This is a genomic window from Chitinophaga pinensis DSM 2588, from assembly GCF_000024005.1.
In the GTDB taxonomy this organism is placed as follows: domain Bacteria; phylum Bacteroidota; class Bacteroidia; order Chitinophagales; family Chitinophagaceae; genus Chitinophaga; species Chitinophaga pinensis.
In genome coordinates this window covers 8818395-8841219 of the sequence record NC_013132.1, presented here as the reverse complement: position 1 = coordinate 8841219, position 22825 = coordinate 8818395, and the positions used below count along the sequence as shown (strand labels likewise).

General features: G+C 45.8%; 19 protein-coding genes. 16 read left to right on the top strand and 3 right to left on the bottom strand.

Annotated features, from left to right (window positions below):
• Positions 1-278: 278 nt before the first annotated feature.
• Positions 279-674: a GreA/GreB family elongation factor gene (locus CPIN_RS34975; RefSeq protein ID WP_012794629.1), complete on the top strand. Its 396-nt coding sequence runs from the start codon at positions 279-281 to the stop codon at positions 672-674.
• A gap of 33 nt (positions 675-707) precedes the next feature.
• Here CPIN_RS34975 and CPIN_RS34970 read toward each other — a convergent pair whose 3' ends face one another.
• A complete protein-coding gene (locus tag CPIN_RS34970; RefSeq protein ID WP_012794628.1) occupies positions 708-1268 on the bottom strand; it encodes a type II toxin-antitoxin system death-on-curing family toxin in 561 nt (186 codons plus the stop codon).
• A gap of 240 nt (positions 1269-1508) precedes the next feature.
• On the opposite strand from CPIN_RS34970, the gene CPIN_RS34965 reads away from it, so the two are divergent.
• The 7 genes from CPIN_RS34965 (at position 1509) to lpxB (ending at position 9813) form a co-directional block, all read left to right on the top strand.
• Complete coding sequence (locus CPIN_RS34965) at positions 1509-2741, top strand: PepSY-associated TM helix domain-containing protein (RefSeq protein WP_012794627.1); 1233 nt, start codon at positions 1509-1511, stop codon at positions 2739-2741.
• Positions 2742-2910: 169 nt separating this feature from the next.
• Complete coding sequence (locus tag CPIN_RS34960; RefSeq protein WP_012794626.1) at positions 2911-5310, top strand: 3-hydroxyacyl-CoA dehydrogenase/enoyl-CoA hydratase family protein; 2400 nt, start codon at positions 2911-2913, stop codon at positions 5308-5310.
• A gap of 8 nt (positions 5311-5318) precedes the next feature.
• Positions 5319-6212 carry an ABC transporter ATP-binding protein gene (locus CPIN_RS34955; protein WP_012794625.1) on the top strand — a complete coding sequence of 298 codons (894 nt, stop codon included), beginning with the start codon at positions 5319-5321 and terminating at the stop codon, positions 6210-6212.
• Between the two features lie 20 nt (positions 6213-6232).
• A complete protein-coding gene (locus CPIN_RS34950) occupies positions 6233-7015 on the top strand; it encodes a DUF2705 family protein (RefSeq protein WP_012794624.1) in 783 nt (260 codons plus the stop codon).
• A 168-nt stretch (positions 7016-7183) separates the two neighbouring features.
• Positions 7184-7963, top strand: a complete 780-nt coding sequence (gene surE / locus CPIN_RS34945) for a 5'/3'-nucleotidase SurE (RefSeq protein WP_012794623.1) — start codon at positions 7184-7186, stop codon at positions 7961-7963.
• A gap of 31 nt (positions 7964-7994) precedes the next feature.
• On the top strand, positions 7995-8300 hold the full coding sequence (locus CPIN_RS34940; protein WP_012794622.1) for a hypothetical protein: 306 nt from the start codon (positions 7995-7997) through the stop codon (positions 8298-8300).
• Between the two features lie 409 nt (positions 8301-8709).
• Positions 8710-9813 carry a lipid-A-disaccharide synthase gene (gene lpxB / locus CPIN_RS34935; protein ID WP_012794621.1) on the top strand — a complete coding sequence of 368 codons (1104 nt, stop codon included), beginning with the start codon at positions 8710-8712 and terminating at the stop codon, positions 9811-9813.
• A gap of 37 nt (positions 9814-9850) precedes the next feature.
• On the opposite strand, the gene CPIN_RS39140 is transcribed toward lpxB, so the two are convergent.
• Entirely contained in the window at positions 9851-10024 is a 174-nt protein-coding gene (locus CPIN_RS39140) for a DUF6728 family protein (protein WP_012794620.1), read from the bottom strand.
• 48 nt (positions 10025-10072) lie between these two features.
• On the opposite strand from CPIN_RS39140, the gene CPIN_RS34930 reads away from it, so the two are divergent.
• The 8 genes from CPIN_RS34930 to CPIN_RS34895 all read left to right on the top strand — a co-directional run bounded on the left by CPIN_RS34930 (position 10073) and on the right by CPIN_RS34895 (position 21696).
• Positions 10073-12643, top strand: a complete 2571-nt coding sequence (locus CPIN_RS34930) for a glycoside hydrolase family 2 protein (RefSeq protein ID WP_044220436.1) — start codon at positions 10073-10075, stop codon at positions 12641-12643.
• A gap of 2 nt (positions 12644-12645) precedes the next feature.
• Positions 12646-14103: an alpha-L-fucosidase gene (locus tag CPIN_RS34925; protein ID WP_012794618.1), complete on the top strand. Its 1458-nt coding sequence runs from the start codon at positions 12646-12648 to the stop codon at positions 14101-14103.
• 279 nt (positions 14104-14382) lie between these two features.
• Entirely contained in the window at positions 14383-15129 is a 747-nt protein-coding gene (locus CPIN_RS34920; RefSeq protein ID WP_012794617.1) for a response regulator transcription factor, read from the top strand.
• A 31-nt stretch (positions 15130-15160) separates the two neighbouring features.
• A complete protein-coding gene (locus tag CPIN_RS34915; RefSeq protein WP_012794616.1) occupies positions 15161-15886 on the top strand; it encodes a 2'-5' RNA ligase family protein in 726 nt (241 codons plus the stop codon).
• Positions 15887-15940: 54 nt separating this feature from the next.
• Positions 15941-18193, top strand: coding sequence for a RelA/SpoT family protein (locus CPIN_RS34910; protein ID WP_012794615.1), 2253 nt, complete (start codon positions 15941-15943; stop codon positions 18191-18193).
• A 331-nt stretch (positions 18194-18524) separates the two neighbouring features.
• A complete protein-coding gene (locus CPIN_RS34905) occupies positions 18525-19823 on the top strand; it encodes an adenylosuccinate synthase (RefSeq protein WP_012794614.1) in 1299 nt (432 codons plus the stop codon).
• Positions 19824-19923: 100 nt separating this feature from the next.
• Positions 19924-20385 (top strand): hypothetical protein, encoded by a 462-nt coding sequence (locus tag CPIN_RS39135; RefSeq protein ID WP_012794613.1) that lies wholly within the window; start codon positions 19924-19926, stop codon positions 20383-20385.
• A 111-nt stretch (positions 20386-20496) separates the two neighbouring features.
• Positions 20497-21696 (top strand): anthranilate synthase component I family protein, encoded by a 1200-nt coding sequence (locus tag CPIN_RS34895; RefSeq protein ID WP_245552063.1) that lies wholly within the window; start codon positions 20497-20499, stop codon positions 21694-21696.
• 15 nt (positions 21697-21711) lie between these two features.
• Here the strand turns inward: CPIN_RS34895 and CPIN_RS34890 are convergent, their stop codons facing one another.
• Positions 21712-22641 carry a TIGR01777 family oxidoreductase gene (locus tag CPIN_RS34890; RefSeq protein ID WP_012794611.1) on the bottom strand — a complete coding sequence of 310 codons (930 nt, stop codon included), beginning with the start codon at positions 22639-22641 and terminating at the stop codon, positions 21712-21714.
• Between the last annotated feature and the right edge of the window lie 184 nt (positions 22642-22825).

The window sequence follows — 22825 nt, the reverse complement described above, 5'->3', positions numbered from 1 at the left end:
CTTATATTCGTAGTGATGTCATTGCACACAACATATCAGCATTCATCCTTTCAGCATACGCCAGTACTGCGTATGACTGTTGTTGTGCATACCAATACCCCAATAGCAAGTAAGTCTTACTATTACACAACCTTTAAGGACTTCGATACTTTTTCCCCGGACTATTATTAATTCACTTTATTGTTCGGGGATCCCTCGGTTTTTCTATTGTATAGTTTGTTCCACTGCGCGATATACCACATCGGCAGGAATTTTTTTTAATTTAAAATTAGTAGTGTATGAAATCAGGAAAAGCAAAGACCAAAGAAAAAACCCCAGTCATTCTTTGTGAAGAAGATTATAACCTCCTGAAACAATTTGCAGGCACCAAAACAGATGATATCAGCGAAATGTCACTGGCGTATGAACTGAATCGCGCCGTTATCGTGGATAATGAATCCCTGCCTGTAGGGACCATCCGTTTGAACTCACTGGTAAGTGTGAAAGAAGTCAATTCAGGAAAAGTGACTGACTTCCGTATTGTAATGCCGATTGATGCAGATATCAAGCAAAAGAAAATTTCTATACTGGCGCCGCTGGGTGCAGCTCTGATAGGTTTCCGTAAAGGAGACGAAGTAGAGTGGAAGATGCCGGCTGGCGTGAAGCGCTTTACTGTACTGAATGTGCAGGCATAAATAGGAAGTCCGCCGGCGGCGGACTTTTTTATTTTAATTCTTACTGTTGATAAGATGTACGATCACTTTTACCATCATCTCCTTTTCCTCCGGTTTTGATTCCGCAATCATCAGGGTGAATGCTACCAGGGCATTGTCCGCAATTCTTTTACGACCGTCCTGCCCGTAGAGGAGGTTGTTCTTTTCCAGGAACCATACAAACAGAAATGCTGCGATCCGCTTATTCCCGTCGGAAAAAGAGTGGTTCTTAATCACAAAATATAAGAGATGGGCCGCCTTCTCTTCCACACTGGGATAGAGATACTGACCACCAAAAGTCTGGCAGATCGCCGCCAGTGAACCCTGAAAAGAATCATCTTTTTCATTACCGAACAGTGCGCTTCCTCCAAAACGGTCTCTTAACCCGTTAATAGCGAGCATAGCTGTTTCGTAAGTAATAACAAACAGGTTTTCCGCTGTCGTATTTTCTATTTCCAGCAATTGATGATCGTACTTATCCAGTACGTCCAGGGCATAGGTGTAGTCGCTAAGTACGCGCTGCAACTGTGCAGACTCGTTGGCATCCATAGCATTACGCTGATTAAACTGATTCATGATACTTGTTTCTGATGTGTACCTCCAGGCATGTGATTGGCATTTCTTGGGGCCGAAAGGCGCAAATTTAAGCTGAAATGTGGCAATTATCCATTCAGGCAACTCAAATCCGATCTTTAATAAGGCGATTATTATTCCCGATTGCGTAAACGATTTGCGTTATAACACGGTATTTTTGGCAGATTCTATCACCATTAGCGCGCAGGTCCGGATAAAACGGGCCATCAATTACAGTAAAACATGAATTTTTCCAGGAAGCCAACCGTCAAGAAAAAACAGTCCCGCAGTCTGTTCTATCGTATTTCAGCCTGGTTACACCTATGGCTGGGTCTGATCACAGGAATTGTGATGATCATCGTATGCGTGACAGCCTGCATCTGGGTATTCCATGACGAAATCACCCGCTTACTGGAACCTGAAACCGTAATTGCCCGTCAGGATAAACCTGTGATTACTCCTTCACAGGTAAGAGAAATCGGCGCACAAAAATATCCCAAGCTGAAACCGGGTTATGTGACTTACCAACAGGGAAATGCTATTTACCTGAGCCTGGGAGAAGGCAGAAAAGGAAATACGGTACTCCGGTTGAACCCATACAGTGGGGAAGTGATCAGTGTAAAAGAACATAAAGCCGGAGAAACAGATTTCTTCCGTTTTATCCTGAATGGTCACCGCTTCCTATGGATGCCTTATGAAATAGGCAGACCCATCGTCAATTACAGCACGCTGATATTCGTTATTATCCTGATCAGCGGGATGGTACTGTGGTGGCCGCAGAAATGGTCAAAAAAAGCACGTGAGCAAAGCTTTAAGATAAAATGGGACGCCTCTTTTAAAAGGGTGAACTATGACCTGCATAATGTACTGGGTTTCTATTCCCTGATTGTATTACTGGCAATCGCGCTGACGGGGATGGTATATGGTATCAAGTGGTACAGTAACGGATTGTACTGGGTTACTTCCGGCGGACAAACAATCGAAGAGTTTAAAAGACCACAGTCCGATTCAACACAGCTGGGTAAGTTATATACGCCTGAGCAGGCAATGGACCTGGCATGGGGGAAAGTACTCGCCAAACACCCGGATGCAGAAGGCTTCTACTATTCTTTTGCAGATACTTCCAAGCCAAAGGCTGCCATCAGTATTACGATTTATCCTACGGCAGGTAAGTTTTATAATAACAGAAGTTATGCATTCGATCAGCATACGTTAAAGGAGCTGGCCGGTAATAAGGTATACGATATCAGTTTTGCAGAAGCCGGTTTTGGTGCAAAACTGCGTAAAGCAAATTATGATATTCACGTGGGTTCCATACTGGGATTACCCGGTAAAATCCTGGCTTTCTTTGGTGCGTTAATAGGGGCCAGTCTGCCGGTAACAGGTTTCCTGGTATGGTTGGGTAAGAAGAAGAAAACAAAGAAAAGTGTGGCGACTAAAAAAGCGCCGGTAGCAAGCAGACCTCAGGCAGTTTAAATAAAATACCTTGTCATAAGAAAGGACCGTCCGCCGTATGGCAGACGGTCCTTCGTTTTTTTATGGCTTTTGTGGCAAGTCTCCCAAAAAATCATATATTCATTTATCGATATTAACAATCAAGACTCACTACAATGCCTCAGCGCTTGTAGCACATAAAACGCGTTCTATGAAAAGACACATTAACAAGGTGGCTGTTTTAGGTTCAGGAGTAATGGGTTCAAGAATAGCAGCCCATTTCGCAGGCGTAGGAGTACAGGTTTTGTTACTGGATATTGCCCCCAAAGAGTTAACTGATGCAGAAAAAGCTAAAGGGCTGTCACTTGACAGCAAAGCGGTAAAAAACCGCATCGTAAACGACGCATTACAGTCTGCCCTGAAAGCAAACCCTTCTCCGGTGTACAACAAGGACGTGGTAAAGCTGATCCGTACCGGCAACTTTACAGACGATATGAAGGAGATTGCCAACTATGACTGGATCATTGAGGTTGTGGTGGAAAATCTGGACGTCAAAAAGTCTGTTTTCACGGAAGTGGAAAAGTACCGTAAACCAGGTACCCTGATTACTTCCAACACTTCAGGTATTCCTATTCACCTGATGGCGGAAGGCCGCAGCGATGATTTTAAGCAACATTTCTGTGGTACCCACTTCTTTAACCCTCCGCGCTATCTGCGCTTACTGGAAATCATTCCCACACCGCATACTGACCCGGAAATCGTGGATTTCCTGATGCATTACGGAGATCTGTACCTGGGTAAAACCACGGTACTCTGTAAGGATACGCCCGCATTTATTGCCAACAGGGTAGGGGTGTATTCTATCATGGCGATTTTCCACATCATGCAGGAAATGCAGCTGAATATAGATGATATCGATGCGCTGACCGGCCCGGTAATCGGCAGACCAAAATCTGCTACTTTCCGTACAGCCGATGTCGTGGGGATCGATACACTGGTGAGAGTAGCAAAAGGTGTGGCAGAGAACTGTCCGCAGGATGAAGCAAAGGATATCTTCGTGATCCCTCCGTTCCTGCAAAAAGTAGTGGAAAACAAATGGTTGGGCGATAAGACCGGCCAGGGTTTCTATAAAAAGACCAAAGGAGAAGGCGGTAAGGAAATACTGACGCTCAACCTGGAAACGATGGAATATGGTCCCCGTCAGAAATCTAAATTCGCAAGTATTGAAGCGGCCAAGCAGGTGGAAGACCTGAAGCAGCGGCTGCGTGGATTGTTTACTGCGGGCGACAAAGCCGGTCAGTTCTATCAGCAGTTCCACGCTTATCTGTTCTCTTATATTTCTCACCGTATTCCTGAGATCGCGGATGATATCTATAAAGTGGACGATGCGATGAAAGCTGGTTTCGGATGGGAGATCGGCGCTTTTGAATCATGGGATGTGCTGGGTGTGGAAAACGGTATCAAAGCCATTGAAGCGAAAGGATTAAGCGTAGCGCCATGGGTAAAGGAAATGCTGGAGAAAGGTATGAAGAGCTTCTACAAAATAGAAGCGGGCAAGAAATATTACTACGATGTAAAATCACACGTTTATAAACTGCTGCCTGGTGCAGATACATTCGTTATCCTGGAAAATCTTTCCGGTAATGTGGTGTGGAAAAACAGTGCATGTACCCTGTATGATATCGGAGACGGTGTGGTTACCATCGACTGGAAAACTAAAATGAACACCATCGGGGGCGAAGTGCTGGAAGGTGTGAATAAAGCGATTGATAGGGCGGAAAAAGACTTCCGCGGACTGATCATCGGCAATGAGGGCGCTAACTTCTCAGCCGGTGCAAATGTGGGGATGATCTTCATGTATGCGGCAGAACAGGAGTATGATGAACTGGACATGGCTGTACGTATGTTCCAGAAAACAACCATGCGTCTGCGTTATTCTTCCATTCCGGTGATTGTAGCGCCACATGCGCTGACACTGGGAGGTGGTTGTGAAATGTGTCTCCATGCCGATAAGGTACAGGCAGCGGCGGAATCGTATATCGGACTGGTGGAACTCGGTGTAGGCCTGATCCCTGGTGGTGGCGGTACCAAAGAAATGGCACTGCGCGCCAGCGATGAATTCAAAGAAGGCCGTATTGAAGAGGAGCCACTGAAAGATCGTTTTATGGCGATTGCCATGGCGAAAGTGAGCACTTCTGCGCAGGAAGCCTTTGACCTGGGCGTTTTGCGCAAAGGACATGACGAGATCACATTGAATCAAAGCCGCCTGATCGCTGATGCAAAACGCAGCGTATTACAACTGGCAGATGAAGGCTATACCCGTCCGGTAGAGAGGAAGGATGTAAAAGTCCTGGGCCGTGCCGCACTGGGGATGTTGCTGACCGGTATTCACAGTATGCGTTTTGCTAACTACATATCAGAGCACGATGCGAAAATAGCCGGTAAACTGGCCTATGTAATGAGTGGGGGAGATCTCTCAGAAGCCTCACTCGTGAGCGAACAATATCTGCTCGACCTGGAGAGGGAAGCATTCCTTAGCCTCGCCGGTGAGCGTAAAACCCTGGAAAGATTGCAGAGTGTGATCAAAACAGGCAAACCAATCAGAAATTAAATCACCTGATGTCAACTATTCTATCCCTTAACAACATTTCAAAGCGGTACGGACACGTACAGGCGCTGGACGGCGTATCATTTGATATTCCGGCAGGCAGCGTGTATGGTATACTCGGACCAAACGGTAGTGGTAAAACCACGATGCTGGGTATTGTGACCGACGTACTGAAAGCGGATGCCGGTTCTTTCACCCTGATGGAGCAGACACCTTCTGCCGCACAGCGCAGGAAGATCGGAACGCTGTTGGAAACGCCTAATTTCTATCACTATCTGTCGGCGTATAAAAACCTGCAGATAGTCGCTAATATCAAACAGACAAGCGAACAGGATATTCCCCGGGTGCTGGAACTGGCCGGATTAGTGGCCAGACAGCACTCGGCTTTTAAGACTTACTCCCTGGGTATGAAACAGCGGCTGGCTATTGCAGCAGCAATGCTGGGCGATCCGGAGGTCCTGATACTGGACGAACCTGCCAATGGGCTGGATCCGGTAGGGATTGCAGAGGTGAGAAATCTGATCCGCCAGCTGGCACAGTCGGGTAAGACCATTATTATGGCCAGTCACCTGCTGGATGAAGTGGAAAAAGTTTGTACACATGTGGCTATCCTGCGGAAAGGGAAGTTGTTGGGTTCAGGTCCGGTGAACGCAGTCCTGTCCAGGGATAATTTTATCGAGATCGGCGGGCCTGATAATCAGGCACTGTCACAGCTGATAAAACAGCATCCGGCCTTTGTACAGGTATTGCCTGGTCAGGACGGTATTTTGCAGGTCACTTTCCGCGAAACGATTGATCCGGCAAGCCTGAACAGCTGGTGCGCACAACAGGGCGTCTGGCTGAGTCATCTCCAGATGAGCAGAAAGAGCCTGGAAACGGCATTCCTGGAATTAACCAACAACTAATCCTCTTTGTACTGAAGCTTATGCTGCAAATTATTAAAATAGAATGGCTTAAGGTAAAGAATTACCGCACCTTCTGGGTGTTTATCGGCCTGGGACTGCTGGCGATGCTGGCCCCGAATTTCATTATCCACGACATCTTTGTCAAAAATATACCTAAAGAAGCTCAGCAACTGTTGGGACAGTCTATGTATGATTTCCCGCTGGTATGGCAAACTGTCGCCAGCGTCAACTCTTATACTTCCGGTATTTTCAGTCTGCTGGTCATTACCCTGGTCAGTAATGAGTTCAACTATAAAACCCACCGGCAGAATGTTATTGACGGATGGGACAGGAGGGACTTTGTACTCTCCAAATTGTTCTGGGTAGTCACATTGGCACTACTGGCGCTCCTGACCTCCCTGATCGCGGTATTTATTTTCGGCGGTGTGTATGGCAAAGCGCCTTTTAGTATGGAAGGTTCCCGCTTTCTGGGTTATTACTTTTTGCAGGTGCTGGTATCATTAAGTCTGGCGCTGCTGGTAGGTATGCTGGTGAAGCGTACCGGACTTGCCATTATCCTGTTCCTGGGTTATATCATGTTTATTGAGCAGATACTCGTTTCCATTGTTAAACGCTTTTTCGGCAATATCGGGGGATTATTCCCTTTACAGGCCGGAGATGAATTGCTCCCATTCCCTATTGTGGAGAAACTGGTGAAATTCTCTGGTCCTTATGACAGCGTGGTATATCTGACGGCGCTGGTTGCGTATATCGCAATTTTCATCTGGCTTGTGTTCCGGCGGATGCTACGTACTGATCTTTAATATAGTATGTTAATTATATGTTATTTGTAAAAGTATATCGGGGAGAGGCGTAATCTTTCCCCTATCTTTTACGTTGATAAGCTGTTATGCGCATTATTACATGATCATGCGCTAGGGACTATCAGTTAAGTGTATTAAATTTGTTCTGAAAAGAAAACTCAAAAGCACGTGAAGGGTAAAGCGCAGGAAAAGATCATTCTGGTAACAAACGATGATGGTGTAACAGCTCCGGGCATCCGGGCACTGATTGAAGCGGTAAGTCCGCTGGGAAGAGTCGTGGTAGTGGCGCCGGATAGTCCGCAGTCAGGAAAGGGACACGCTATTACGATCGGCGTGCCGCTCCGTCTGGACCAGGTAGATATCTTTGACGGCATAGAAGCATGGCAATGTTCCGGTACACCGGTAGATTGTGTGAAGCTGGCCCGCGACAAGATTCTGCACCGTTTGCCGGATATCTGTGTAAGTGGTATCAATCATGGTGCGAACCATTCCATTAATGTGATTTATTCCGGCACCATGTCAGCGGCAATGGAAGCGGCCATTGAGGGCGTACCTTCAGTGGGTTTCTCTTACCTGGACTACAGTTTTGATGCGGACTTCTCTTTATGTAAAGAAGTGGCTCATTCAGTGGCAAAGCAGATGCTGGAAACGGAACTGCCGGAGGGTACCCTGTTCAATGTGAATATCCCTGTTGTTAAAAAAGAAGACTATAAAGGATTAAAGATATGTCGTCAGGCAGATGCGAAATGGGTAGAAGCGTTTGACGAGCGCCGTGATCCGCGTGGTAAGAAATACTACTGGCTCACCGGTGAATTCACTAATCGCGATAACGGAGAAGATACTGACGTATACGCCCTTGCAAATAACTACGCTTCGCTTGTACCTGTGCAGTTCGATCTGACTGATTATAAGATGAAAAAGAAGCTGGAAAACGACTGGAAACTCTGATGTGTATAAATGCACATGTTCAAAACCTACTATGTTAAAACGAGATAATCTCCCATTAGGCATTGTACTGGGTGTATTTACACCGGTACTGGCCTTCTTCCTGTACTACCTGTTGGTATTCATGCCGAAGCATGATGTATCCCTGTCTGAGTTTATGACGCTTGTTCTTGAAAACCGTCAGACCTTACCAAAACTGATCAGTGTTTGCCTGTTACTGAATGGAGTGATATTTTACTTCTATACCAGATCCAGGAGAGACATTACGGCAAAAGGTATCTTCCTGGTGACGATGCTGTATGCTATTACGATCCTGTTCCTGAAGATATTACACGGATAATTAAAGACTGTTATGATTTTTAGAGCTGTTTCCAGAGATGGAAGCGGCTTTTCTATTTTAAGAAATTAGGAATTAGGAATTAGGAATTAGGAATTAAGAATTAAGAATTAAGAATTATTGTCTGACATTGATATACTGGTGTGTCTTTAATAAGATCCATTGATTGCCTTATCTAAATAGAACCGAATATTTAGAGGAAACGGGTATTGGTGTACAATTCTTAATTCTTAATTCCTAATTCTTAATTTAATTGGTATTGGTGTACAATTCTTAATTCTTAATTCCTAATTCTTAATTTAATTGGTATTGGTGTACAATTCTTAATTCTTAATTCCTAATTCTTAATTTAATTGGTATTGGTGTACAATTCCTAATTCTTAATTCCTAATTCCTAATTTATATTTGCCCTATGAAGTACTACATCATCGCCGGAGAAGCATCCGGTGATCTCCATGGAAGCAATCTGATCAAAGAATTGAAACAACAGGACACCGCAGCGGATATCCGTTGCTGGGGAGGCGATATGATGCAACAGGCTGGAGGAACGCTGGTGAAGCATTATAAAGATCTGGCTTTTATGGGGTTTATTGAGGTGGTGATGAACATCCGTACGGTATTACGCAATATGGAGTTCTGCAAAAAGGACATTCAGCAATACCAGCCGGATGTACTGGTATTGATTGACTACGCGGGGTTTAATCTGCGTATTGCGGAATGGGCAAAACCATTGGGATATAAGATCGTGTTTTATATTTCTCCGCAGGTATGGGCCTGGAAGGAGAATCGCGTGAAGAAGATAAAACAGAGTGTGGATAAGATGCTCTGCATCCTGCCATTTGAACAGGATTTCTATAAGAAATGGGATTACGAGGTAGAATACGTAGGACATCCGTTGATACAGGTGATCAGGGAGGCGAAAGAAAAGCCGGCTGATGCACCATTGTCAGACAAGCCGGTGATTGCCATTCTGCCGGGTAGCCGTAAGCAGGAAGTGAGCGTTAAGCTGCCGATCATGCTTACCATGGCTAAACATTTCCCGAATCATCAGTTTATAGTTGCGCAGGCCCCCAGCCTGGACGATGCATTTATACAGGGACTGATCGGAGCCCATCCGAATGTCTCTACTGTTAAAGCACAAACCTATACCTTATTGCGTCAGGCAGAAGCCGCACTGGTGACTTCCGGAACAGCTACATTGGAGACTGCCCTGTTTGGCGTACCTGAGGTAGTATGTTACAAGGGCAGTGCTATTTCCTATTTCTTTGCCAAGCGACTGATCAAGGTAAAATATATTGCACTGGTGAACCTCGTGATGGATAAACCTGTTGTAAAAGAATTGATTCAGCATGATCTGACGGAAGAGAACCTGCTGACAGAACTGACTTTGTTGCTGAAGGATAAGGCGGCGCGCGATCGTATTAAAGCAGATTACGCAGCATTGTGGACAAAACTGGGAGAAAAAGATGCAAGTCGCCGGGCGGCAGAAATCAGTTATGCCGAAGCGAAAAAATAAGTCGTAGACAGTACGAAACAGGCTATACAAGACCCGCTCAATGATGACGGGTGAACAGCTTTACCAGCATTATTATCAATGCGATCAGAAATACAATGATGGAGATACGGTTCATGCCGTGCATCATAGAGACATAGCGGCCCTGAGGCGCTGAAGGATCTTTTTTGCCTATATACAGGTAACGCAGTATTTGTTGCCAGATGCTTTTCATAAAACAAAGATAGTTTATATACACCTACAATCACCAACAGCGTGGACTATGAAGAATAAGTTACATTACACACTACTCTTATGCCTGTGTATGCTGGCGCAGATGACGTATGCGCAGACAACAGCAACGCTCTCACTGAACGGAGAATGGGAATTCGCAGATGCAGATGACAGCATCTGGCGAAAGGCAATTGTGCCCGGTACCGTGCATACCGATCTGCTGGCGCATCACCTGATACCGGATCCATTTGTGGGCATGAATGAAAAGGCGGTACAATGGGTGGATAAAAAGGACTGGATTTACCGTAAAAGTTTTGAAGTATCTGCGTCATTGCTCGGGCATGATGTGATCGATCTGCAATTACCGGAGCTCGATACGTATGCAGACGTCTATATCAATGATCATCTTGTATTGCAGGCGCATAATATGTTTGTCGGTCACCAGATCAATGTGAAACAATGGCTGCGTAGCGGACAGAATCAGTTGCGCGTTTTCTTTCATAGCCCTGTTCGTTATGATATGGAACGTTTCCTGAAAGACAGGCTGATCTATCCTGCAGGTAATGATGCGAGTGATATTCCTTTGAGTATCTATGCACGTAAGGCGCCTTATCATTATGGATGGGACTGGGGACCAAGACTGGTTACTTCCGGTATCAGCGGAGGAGCATTACTGAGCGCCTGGAATAAAACAAACATCAGTGATGTATGGCTGCAACAGCAAAGTCTGACAGACCAGACAGCTGTCATAAAGGCTGCATTGACACTGGAAACGGTACAGGCAGGAAAATATACCCTGCGTATAGAGAGTCCCGATAATTTGTTTAAAACAGTGGCTGTTGAGAAAGGTTTGAATGCTGGTCGGCAGACACTGGAACTACCGTTTAACATTCAGCGTCCCAGGCATTGGTGGCCTAACGGATTGGGTGAACCGTTCCTGTACAAAGTGAAAGTAAGTATATTGGAAGGCAGGGAGCTGGTTGGAACGCGTTTGCTGAATATCGGACTGCGGACAGTAGAAGTGATCAATGCACTTGATAGTCTGGGAGAGAGTTTTTATGTAAAGGTGAATGGACAGCCGGTATTTATGAAAGGCGCTAATTATATTCCACAGGATAATTTCCGGCCAAGGGTCACAGACGAGCGGTATCAGCAGCTGTTTAAGGATATGAAAGAGTCGCATTTCAATATGGTGCGAGTATGGGGTGGCGGCGCTTATGAGAAGGACTTGTTTTATGAGCTGGCAGATCAGCAGGGGATACTGGTATGGCAGGACTTTATGTTTGCCTGTACGGTGTATCCGTCAGATACAGCTTTCCTGGCCAATGTAAAAGAAGAACTACGTTATAATATCACCCGTTTGCGTAATCATGCGTCGCTTGCTTTGTGGTGTGGGAATAATGAGGTGGCTGTTGCTATTAAAAACTGGGGATGGCAGAGTGGCTATGGTTATACTGAAGGACAGTGGAAGACCTTGCAGCAGGGATATGATGTACTGTTTAAATCGTTGTTGCCGGAGCAAGTAAATGCATTGGATCCGGGCAGGTTTTATTTCCATTCATCACCGGTTAGTAACTGGGGCACGAAGCAGGATTTTACCAAAGGAGATAATCATTATTGGGGCGTATGGCATGGTATGGAATGGTTTGAAGCCTTTAATACGCATGTACCGCGTTTCATGAGTGAGTACGGTTTCCAGTCATTCCCGGATATTCATACCATCCGTCGTTTTGCCGGAAAGAATGACCAGGATATTTATTCTCCGGTGATGTTATCTCACCAGAAAAGTACCAACAGGGGCAATGCCGCTATTAACACTTATCTGCAACATTACTATAAAACACCAAAGGATTTTGCATCGCTGATATATGTGAATCATGTGTTGCAGGCGGAGGGTATACGCATCGCTATAGAAGCGCATCGCCGTGCTATGCCATACTGTATGGGTACATTATACTGGCAATTGAATGATTGCTGGCCTGGTCCGTCCTGGTCAGGCATTGATTACTATGGCAGATGGAAAGCCCTGCAATATTTTGTGAAGAAGGCATTTGCACCGGTAATTGTTTCCCATGTGGAGGTACATGATAAATTGCAGACCTGGGTAGTCTCGGATGTACCACAGGAGCAGCCATTGACGCTGGAAATGCAGTTAACAGACCTGGAAGGAAAAGTATTATGGGAAAAATCAGTTGCTGGTATTCAGCCGAAGGCCGCACAGAGCCAGTTGCTGTATGAAGTACCTGTAAGCGAATTACTGAAGGGCTTTGATGCACAAAAGGTAATATTCTATTCGAAAGTGGTAAAGAAAGGTAAGCTATTAACCCGGAATGTGTATTACTTTGCCAAAGCCAGCACTATGGAACTGCCGGATCCCGGTATTCAGACGAGCGTTACGACGGGTGCTGATGGAACGATAGCTGTGAAGATCACTGCCGGCAAACTGGCAAGAAATGTTTACCTGCTGTTAGAGAACGATCCGACGTCACAGTTCAGTGATAACTATTTTGACCTGCTGCCGGGAGAAACAGCTACCGTGCGTATAAACAGTGAATTGACATTACAACAGGTAAAAGAACAGCTGAAAGTTATAAGTCTCAGAGATACATTTAAAAATTAATCATGCGAAAACTATTTGTATTATTTAGCAGTGCATTACTGGCGTTTTCCACGGCCAATGCGCAGGATCATGGCCTTGGGCAACCCTATATCCCTGAAACGGATAAAGCCGTATTGCAGAAACTGGACGAATGGCAGGACTGGAAATTTGGTATGATTATCCATTGGGGAGCGTATTCTCAGTGGGGTGTGGTAGAATCCTGGAGCATTTGTCCGGAAGATGAAGGCTGGACACAGCGCAATCCCTATGGCATTCCTTACTATGATTATGTGAAGAAATACGAAGCACTGTCTACCACTTTCAATCCGACCAAATTTGACCCTTCCAAATGGGCTAAAGCGGCGAAAGGCGCAGGGATGGAATATGTAGTATTCACTACCAAACACCACGACGGTTTCTGTATGTGGGATACCAAACAGACGGACTACAGCATTGCGGGACCGAACAGTGCTTTCCGTAATGACCCGAGAAAGAACGTAGCAAAAGAAGTGTTCAGTGCTTTCCAGAAAGAAGGTATTCACACAGGTGCTTATTTTTCCAAACCTGACTGGCACAGTGAGTACTACTGGTGGTCTTATTTCCCACCGAAGGACAGACACGTGAACTATGATGTGAATAAGTATAAAGACCGCTGGAATAATTTCAGGGACTTTACTTACAAACAGATCGAGGAACTGATGACCACTATGGGTAAGATTGAGATCCTCTGGCTGGATGGCGGCTGGGTACGTGCACGTAAACAGGATAACAAAAAAGAGAACGACATTACGGCAGCTGAAATTGATACCAGACCAAGCAAGCAGAATGAAGATATCGATATGGCAGGCATCACAAAAATGGCGCGTAGCCATCAGCCGGGTCTGATCGTAGTAGACCGTGCGGTACATGGTCCGTTTGAGAACTATCGTACACCTGAGCAGCAGATCCCTGACAAACCATTGTCTTATCCATGGGAAACCTGTATGACGATGGCAAACTCCTGGTCATATGTACCAGATGATAAATACAAGTCTGTAAATAAGCTCATTCATAACCTGGTGGATATCGTAGCGAAGGGCGGTAACTACCTGCTGAACGTAGGTCCTGGTCCTGATGGACAGTTACACGAGGAGGCTTACACCACGATGACTGCTATCGGTGAGTGGATGAAGGTGAATGGCGATGCGATCTATGGTACGCGTTCAGTGGCGCCTTATAAAGATGGAAAGGTATGTTTTACCCGTAAGAAGAATGGTAATGTATATGCGATCTATATGCTGGAAGAAGGTGAAAAGCTGCCTGCACAGGTAGCCTTTAACGGAATGAAACCAGCGAAAGGCGCTAAAGTAACGGTATTGGGAGCGAAGGAGAAAATCTCCTGGAAAGCTACCGCTACAGGTACTCAGCTGACTATCCCTGCGGCTGTGCAGCAGAAAGCATGGCAACATGCAGTAGCAATACAGATCTCTGCAGTAGAGTAATTAATACATGTGCACAAACAGCTGGAAAAGCTGTTAACAAAAAAGATGGCTGCCTTTGAACAGGCGGCCATTTTTTTTGTTGTCTTATGAAAGTGTGTAATCTATGATAACCCAATCCGTTCAATTTCATGTTGATCCCAAGTATATCGAAATAAGAAAAGTTTGACACGATAACTAATTATTAACTAAAAAGAGCAGTTTATTCAGCAATATTGTAGCAGAGTCATGGGAATGACATTGTGTGTTAACAACTATTGAACCGGATATAAAATTTAACGCATGGTTAGTAATGTACAAATTCTCCTTGCCGAAGATGACTATCAGTATGGTAGCATCATTAAGAAGCAGCTGGAAGCAGCAGGGTACGCGGTCGTGCATTGTTTTGACGGCGAGGTAGCCCTGAAAAAGTTTCAAAGGGACGATTTTGATCTTTGCATACTGGATGTACTGATGCCGAAGAAAGACGGCTTTACGCTGGCGCAGGATATCCGGAAGAAGAACGGTATGATACCGATCCTGTTTATTTCTTCGAAGGCGACGGACGAGGACAGGCTGCACGGTTTCCGGATAGGTGGGGACGATTTTCTGGTAAAACCGTTTAGTATGCGTGAGCTGATCATGCGTATCGGGGTGTTCCTGAGAAGAACCTTGCCCAAGGATGTACCGGGAGATGGTATCTATAAACTGGGCGATGACGTCAGATTCAATTACGAAGAAAAAGAATTGACACGCGCCGGAGGCGAACCTTTTGCTACGCTTACGAAGAAGGAGGCGAAGGTATTACGCTACCTGGTGGAAAACAGCAATAAACTTGTAAAAAGGGACGAGATCCTGCTGAAGGTATGGGGGAACAGTAGTTTCTTTTCCAGCAGAAGCATGGATGTATTCCTGACACGTTTACGAAAACATTTTAAAGAGGAACCGGGTATTGCGCTGGAGACGCTGCATAATGTGGGCGTCCGGCTGAATATTCCTGAATGTACAGATAAAGACAGCGAATCCACGTCTACAGATAACGAAGGGTGATACTGACTTAAACCCCACAACCACCAAGACAATGACTTACGGCAGACATGACCAGCCACGCCAGCAGCGCCAGGGCAATGGTGGTCGCCCGGAGAGTGAAGACCGTGCTCACCGTACACAAAGACACAACGGCAACCAATTTCGCAGGCCACGTCCGAACAATGGACCCCGTTATCCTCCAAAGCCAAAACTACCCAGAGCAGAAAGTAAGATTTACTTTATTGCCCTGCTGCCCAATGCAGAAGTCGGAAGAGAGATTATCCGCCTGAAGCAGGAATTCGCAGAAAAGTATGACGCCCGGAGGGCCTTACGGGTATTGCCCCATATTACTTTACAGGTACCTTTCACCGCCGATCCGGAGCTGGAAAAGACATTGTGTCCTGCGCTGACCACCTTTGCCGCTTCTATCCAACCTTTTGAGATCAGATTACATGGCTTTGGAGGCGTCTCCTTTTCAAAGCGGAAAGTGTTGTATATCAATGTGGAAAAGAACGAAGGGATTACTCACCTGCATCATCAGATGGTTGAATTCCTGCGTAAAGAGTTCGGTTTCAGTCACATGCTGGCCCGTTGGGGCTTCAATCCGCATATCTCCCTGGCATTCCGCGATCTTTCTGATGCCGAGCTGGAAATGGCCCTGAAAGAATACCGGCTTCGTCCGTTTGATGCGGCTTTCCCGGTACGGAATCTCTATCTGCTGCGGCATACGGGTACCTCCTGGGAAGTGTTGCAGAAATGCAAGCTGGGAGGCGAATGATTAGCACATTCCTGCCATGTGATCCTATGCAATAAAATTGTAACTTTATAGCTGATGGAAACAGTGGTAGTAAAACAATATAATCTGGACGAGGAACAGGAAAAGAAAGAGATCGTTCGTCATTACCGCGCTTTACTGAAGTCGCTCAAACCCCGTTTAAAGAAAGGAGACCGCGAACTGGTGCGTACTGCCTTTGAAATGGCGGCCGATGCACACAAGGAAATGCGCCGGAAATCCGGTGAGCCATACATCTTACATCCCCTCGCTGTAGCGCAGATCTGCGTTGAAGAGATTGGTTTGGGTGTACGTTCCGCTATTTGTGCCCTGCTGCATGATACTGTGGAAGACACTGAAGTCACTCTGGAGGACGTAGAAAGAGCGTTCGGGCCTGAAATAGCCCATATCGTAGACGGTCTGACCAAAATATCGACCGTTATCGACTCTAACACGAGTACCGCCCAGGCGGAAAACTTCAAAAAAATACTGCTCACACTGGCGGATGACCCCAGGGTGATACTGATAAAACTGGCAGACAGGATGCATAATATGCGTACCCTGGATAGTATGAGCCGTGAAAAGCAGCTCAAAATAGCCTCGGAGACCGTATTTATCTATGCCCCCCTGGCGCACCGTCTTGGTTTGTACAACATCAAATCGGAGATGGAAGACCTTTCCATGAAGTACACCGAGCAGCAGACCTACCGGGAAATCGCTAAAAAGCTGAAGGAAACCAAGCGTGAGCGTACCCGTTACATCAACGAGTTTATCAAACCTATCAAGGAGGTATTGCAGGAGGAAGGGCTGAACTTCGAGATCTTTGGCCGTCCGAAATCCATACACTCCATCTGGAATAAGATCAAAAAGAAGGGCGTCACCTTTGAAGAGGTATATGACCTTTTTGCGATCCGTATTATCATGGACTCCCCTTTGGAGAAGGAGAAGTCAGACTGCTGGAAGGTATATTCCATCATTACGGATTTTTATCATCCCAGCCCTGAGCGTACGCGCGACTGGCTTAGTAATCCTAAATCCAACGGGTATGAAGCCCTGCACGTGACCGTAATGGGGCCACAGGGTAAATGGGTGGAAGTACAGATCCGTACCAAGCGTATGAACGATTACGCAGAGAAAGGTCTGGCTGCCCACTGGCGTTATAAGGAGGGCAGTGCCCAGAGCGCCAGCACGGAGTCTAAATTTGATCAGTGGTTCACCCAGATCAGGGAGATCCTGAACAACCCGGATTCCAATACGCTGGACTTCCTGGCTGACTTTAAGAGCAACCTCTTTACAGAAGAGATCTATGTATATACACCGAAAGGTGACCTGAAGATATTGCCGGTTAATTCTACCGCCCTGGATTTTGCTTATTCGATCCATAGTGCGGTGGGTAATAAGTGTATCGGGGCCAAGGTGAACTACAAACTGGTGCCTATCAGCCATAAGCTGCGCAGCGGAGACCAGGTAGAGATCATTACTTCCAATAAACAGAAGCCTACAGAGGACTGGCTGAACTACGCACTGACTGCCAAGGCAAAATCCAAGATCAAGGATGCGTTGAAGGAAGAAAAGCGGAAAGTGGCCATGGATGGTAAGGATGTGCTGGAGCGTAAGCTGGACCACATGAAGATTGCCAACAGCCAGCATAATATCAATGAGCTGGTACAGTACTATAAACAACCTTCGCCGCTGGACCTGTATTACCAGATCGCTGTCAAGAACATCGACCTGAAAGAGCTGAAGCAGTTCAATGTACTGGGAGATAAACTGGAAGCGCCTAAACCAGTCGCCTTAAAACAACCGGAACATATTTCTGAAGATCACCTGAAACATATGATCCCCGCCAAGAAAGACGCGGAACTGATCATTTTCGGGGAAAGTTCAGATAAGATCGCTTATAAGCTGGCTAACTGTTGCCGTCCGATCCCGGGCGATGACGTTTTTGGTTTCATTACCGCCAGTGAAGGGCTGAAAATACACCGTACCAACTGTCCGAACGCCGCTCAGCTGCTGGCTAACTATGGCCACAGGGTCGTAAAAACCAAGTGGGTGAAGAACCGGGAGATCTCCTTCCTGACCGGGCTCCGGATTGTGGGAATGGACGATGTGGGAGTTATCCACAAGATCACCAACGTTATTTCCGGTGAACTCCGGGTAAATATTGCAGGTCTGACCATCGAATCCCGTGAAGGACTCTTTGAAGGCCTTATCAAGGTGTTCGTACACGATAAGGAGGAACTGGATGAACTGTTCGAAAAACTGAAGAAACTGGATGGTATTCAGTCCGTAAGCCGCCTGGAGGACGAGTGATGCCAATTAGGAATTAGGAATTAACAATTAAGAATCAGTATTTAAAGACTTCAGAATAATCAACTGCCGGTTACTTGACCGGCAGTTTTGTTTGCAGGCAGCATTGGAGATTGTATCGAATTGCTACAGGATTGGCAAATGGGTATAAATATTCAAGAACTTCAATATAATTAACTGCCGGTTATTTGACCGGCAGTTCTTTTTTTGTATATTCATGACTGGAATTCAGTAATAATGTCCCTTTAAGCCAGCTAATTCTTAATTCCTAATTCCTAATTCCTAATTCTTTCTTAGTTTTGCTCTTCGTTTTCAAAAATCAATATCAACTCTTATGGTAGATGTTTTGCTGGGCCTACAGTGGGGCGATGAAGGCAAAGGAAAGATTGTGGATTATTTCGCAGGTAAATACGATGTCATAGCCCGCTTTCAGGGTGGACCCAACGCAGGGCATACTTTATATGTGGATGGCCAGAAGGTAGTATTACATACGATTCCTTCAGGTGTATTCCATAAAAATACCATTAACCTGATCGGTAATGGCGTGGTACTGGACCCTGTAACTTTTAAAAAGGAATGTGATAAGATCACCGCTCTTGGCGTGGATCTGAAAAAGAACCTTTTTATCGCGGAAAGAACACATATTATCGTTCCTTCTCACCGTGCCCTTGACAAGGCTTCAGAACTGTCTAAAGGCGCTGAAAAGATCGGTTCTACCCTGAAGGGTATCGGACCTGCATATATGGATAAAACAGGCCGTAATGGTCTGAGAGTGGGTGATGTGCTGCGTAGCGATTTCAATGAGCGTTATGCTAAACTGAAAGAGAAACATCAGCATCTGCTGGCAGGTTATGATTTCTCCGCAGAGATAAAAGCTGAAATTGCGAAAGACATTGCTGAATGGGAAGCTGAGTTCTTTGATGCAGTGACTTACCTGAAGCAGATGAATATCGTTAATGGTGAGTACTTCATCAACGAAAAACTGCAGGCTGGTAAGAAAATCCTGGCTGAAGGAGCACAGGGTAGTATGCTGGACGTAGATTTCGGTACTTATCCATTCGTTACTTCTTCCAGTACTATCTCCGCCGGCGTATGTTCCGGTCTGGGTGTAGCGCCAAAATGGATAAAAGAAGTGATCGGTGTAACCAAAGCTTATTGTACCCGTGTAGGTAGCGGACCATTCCCTACAGAACTGCACGATGCAACCGGTGAAAAACTGCGTGCAGAAGGTAATGAGTTTGGCGCGACTACCGGCCGTCCACGTCGTTGTGGCTGGATTGACCTGGTAGCCCTGAACTATACCTGTATGCTGAGTGGTGTTACACAACTGGTAATGACCAAAAGCGACGTACTCGACGCTTTCGATGAAGTATATGCATGTACTGCATATGAGATCGATGGCCAGCAGACAAAGGCAATGCCTTATCAACTGAACGAAACAGACGTTAAACCCGTTTGGGAACAACATAAAGGCTGGAGCGATGAAACAGCAGCCAAAAGCAAGCATTTCAATGAATTGCCTGCCGAGATGAAATTATTCGTAAAAGCAGTAGAAAATTACCTGCAGGTACCGGTTAAATTTGTATCAAATGGACCGGGCCGTGATCAGATTCTGGAGCAGGAAAATGCTTAAAAAATTACGGAAAAAAATCGGCAAAAAAAATTTGGCTAATACAAAAAACTGTTAAAACTTTACGCAAAAGAAATACGCTAAAGACTTAAGTGAACCTATTATGAAATCAAAATCTGATAACGAAAAAGAGACCAAAAAGACTAGTTCTCCAAAGACTACGAAAGCAGCGCCTAAAGCTGCTAGTAAGCCTAAGAAGGAAGAGGAGGACGATGATGAAGATCTGGATGAGGAGGAAACTCCCCGTAAGTCTGCTGCTTCTAAAAAATCAGATAAGTCGGCTTCAAAGTCCAAGAAGAAAGGTGATGATGATGAAGAGGATGATGTAGAAGAAGAAGAGGATATGGATCTGGATGATGATGATGATAATTGGGGCAAAAGCGATGACGAGGACTATGATCCTGACTTCGAAGAATTCGATATGCCTAAACCTAAGAGCAAACGTGGTCGTCCTGGCAAAAAAAGCGCAGACGATGATGATGATCTGGGTATCGACGACGAATTCAAAGATATGGGTCTGTTCAACGACAGAGGTGGATTTGACGATGACGACGACGATTTCTAAGCATTAAAAGCAAGCATTATCAGGATATTTTACGGTTTCCCGGTTAATGATCCAAACTTATTTAAACAGCAAATGTTGAATTGGAGCAACCAGTTCAACATTTGCTGTTTTTTGGATAATAACAACTACGCTTCCATCTATCACCAAAACGAAGCTATGCTGGCCGCAGATGCGCTGGATACGCTTTCCTGTCAGGCCGGTAACGCCTTTTCTTCCTTACAGCAATATCATCAGACCCACCAGGACTGGCTCTTTGGCCACCTTGCCTATGATCTCAAAAATGAGACCTTCACGGGCTTATTTTCCCATAACAAAGACGGTATAGACTTCCCGGATCTGTTCTTCTTCCGGCCCCGTATTATCATGCTTTTAAGCGGTCATGAAGTACGTATAGGGGGATGGGATATGGACGAAAATGCAGCCAGGGATATTTATGCACAATGCACTGCGGCGCCGGTACATGTTACACAGCATACACCTGGTGGTACCGTACAGGTACACCTGGACAAACAGCAATACCTGGACGCTGTAAAAGGGCTTCAGGACCATATCCATCGGGGAGATTGTTATGAGGTGAACTTCTGTCGTGAAAACTTTATCACCGATATCACGCTCGACCCCCTCTCACTGTTTGAGAAACTGAATAAGGTTTCGCCTTCGCCCTTCGCGGCCTATTATCGTACCAATGACCTGTACATGGCCTGTTCCAGTCCGGAACGTTTCATGCAGAAACATGGAGCGGAAGTGATCTCCCAACCTATCAAAGGAACGATCAGACGTGCAGATAATCCCGTAGTGGACGAGCAGCGTCGTAAAGAATTACAGCAAAACAGCAAGGAAAGGGCAGAAAATGTGATGGTCGTAGACCTGGTACGTAATGACCTCTCTCATACGGCTCAACGTGGCAGTGTGGAAGTGACAGAATTATTCGGTATCTATTCCTTTGCACAGGTGCATCATATGATCTCTACGGTCAGGGCTATACCAGAAGCTAATTTGCCGTTCACAGAAGTGATCCGTCAGGCTTTCCCAATGGGGTCTATGACAGGCGCGCCTAAACTCAGCGTATTGCAACTGATAGAGCAGTACGAAAAATCCCGCAGAGGACTGTTCTCCGGTGCGCTGGGTTATATTACACCGGAAGGTGACTTTGACTTTAATGTGGTGATCCGCAGTATATTGTACAATGCCAGCCGCCGATACCTGTCCTTTACGACAGGTTCCGCGATTACCTACTATGCTGATCCCGTAAAAGAATGGGAAGAATGCCTTCTAAAGGCAGAAGCCATGAAAAAAATCCTTGAGGGTTAACACCTATTGCTCCCGCTAACTTTCTTTCTCCTGGAATATCTTTTCCATTGCACTGCGAATATCCGGATAAGAGAAGACGAAGCCAGTTTCCTGTATCCTGGCAGAGGATAAGCGGCAGCTTTTCAGCACTTCCGTACTCATCTCGCCCAAGGCCAGTTTAAGGGCAAATGTGGGTACGTGTACAGAGATGAAGCTCTTACCTTTCGCCTCCTGTGCCATGGTCATCACCAGTTCTTTATTCTGTACGGGATGGGGTGCGGCAGCGTTATAAATGCCTTCCAGGTCGTGATTGACAATCGCACTGAGGTACAGGCGTGCCAGGTCGTGAATGTGTATCCAGCTGACATATTGCTCTCCGTTACCAAGAATGGTAGCAAAGCCAAACTGTAAAGGTTTGTAGAATTCTTTGAGTGCGCCGCCGGCAAGGCTGAGAGCAATCCCGGTCCGGAAGATGACCACTTTTTTCCCGAGTTCCTGCATTTTCAGGATCGCACTTTCCCAGGCAGTACAGGTAGTACCCAGGAAATCATCGGCAGGAGGTTCTTTTTCAGTAAAGGCAGGTCCGCCTTTATCTTCTCCATAATAACCGGCGCCTGAAGCGCTGATCACTTTTTTGACTTTATTAGGATACTTTTCCAGCGCCTTGTATAACAATGCCGCACTCTGCGTACGGCTATTGAAGATCTCCTTTTTGCGGGCAGCCGTCCAGCGTTTATCGGCTACGTTGGCCCCGGCCAGGTGTACGATGTAATCAGCCTGTTGTATAGCTGTTTCATCAATAGTCTGTCTTGCCACGTCCCACCGGGCATAACTGACAAGTGTATTGTCATTATCCTGTTCCCCATGGCGACTCAGAATTATGACCTTATAACCTACCTCTGTAAGCAGTTTTGTAAGTGCCCGGCCCACGAGACCTGTGCCGCCGGTAATTAAGACCGTATCCATAACAGTAAAATTACATCATTCAGGGCTAGAAATTACGAATTGAAAATGATGAATTACCGCAGCCCTGCTTATTCATACGCCCTAATTACGTATTTTAGTATCAGCATACAGGAATGCTCCACGTTTTCCTGAGACTGTTTCACAATGAATTATAGCCATTTACCGTTAATTCAGTATCTAAACT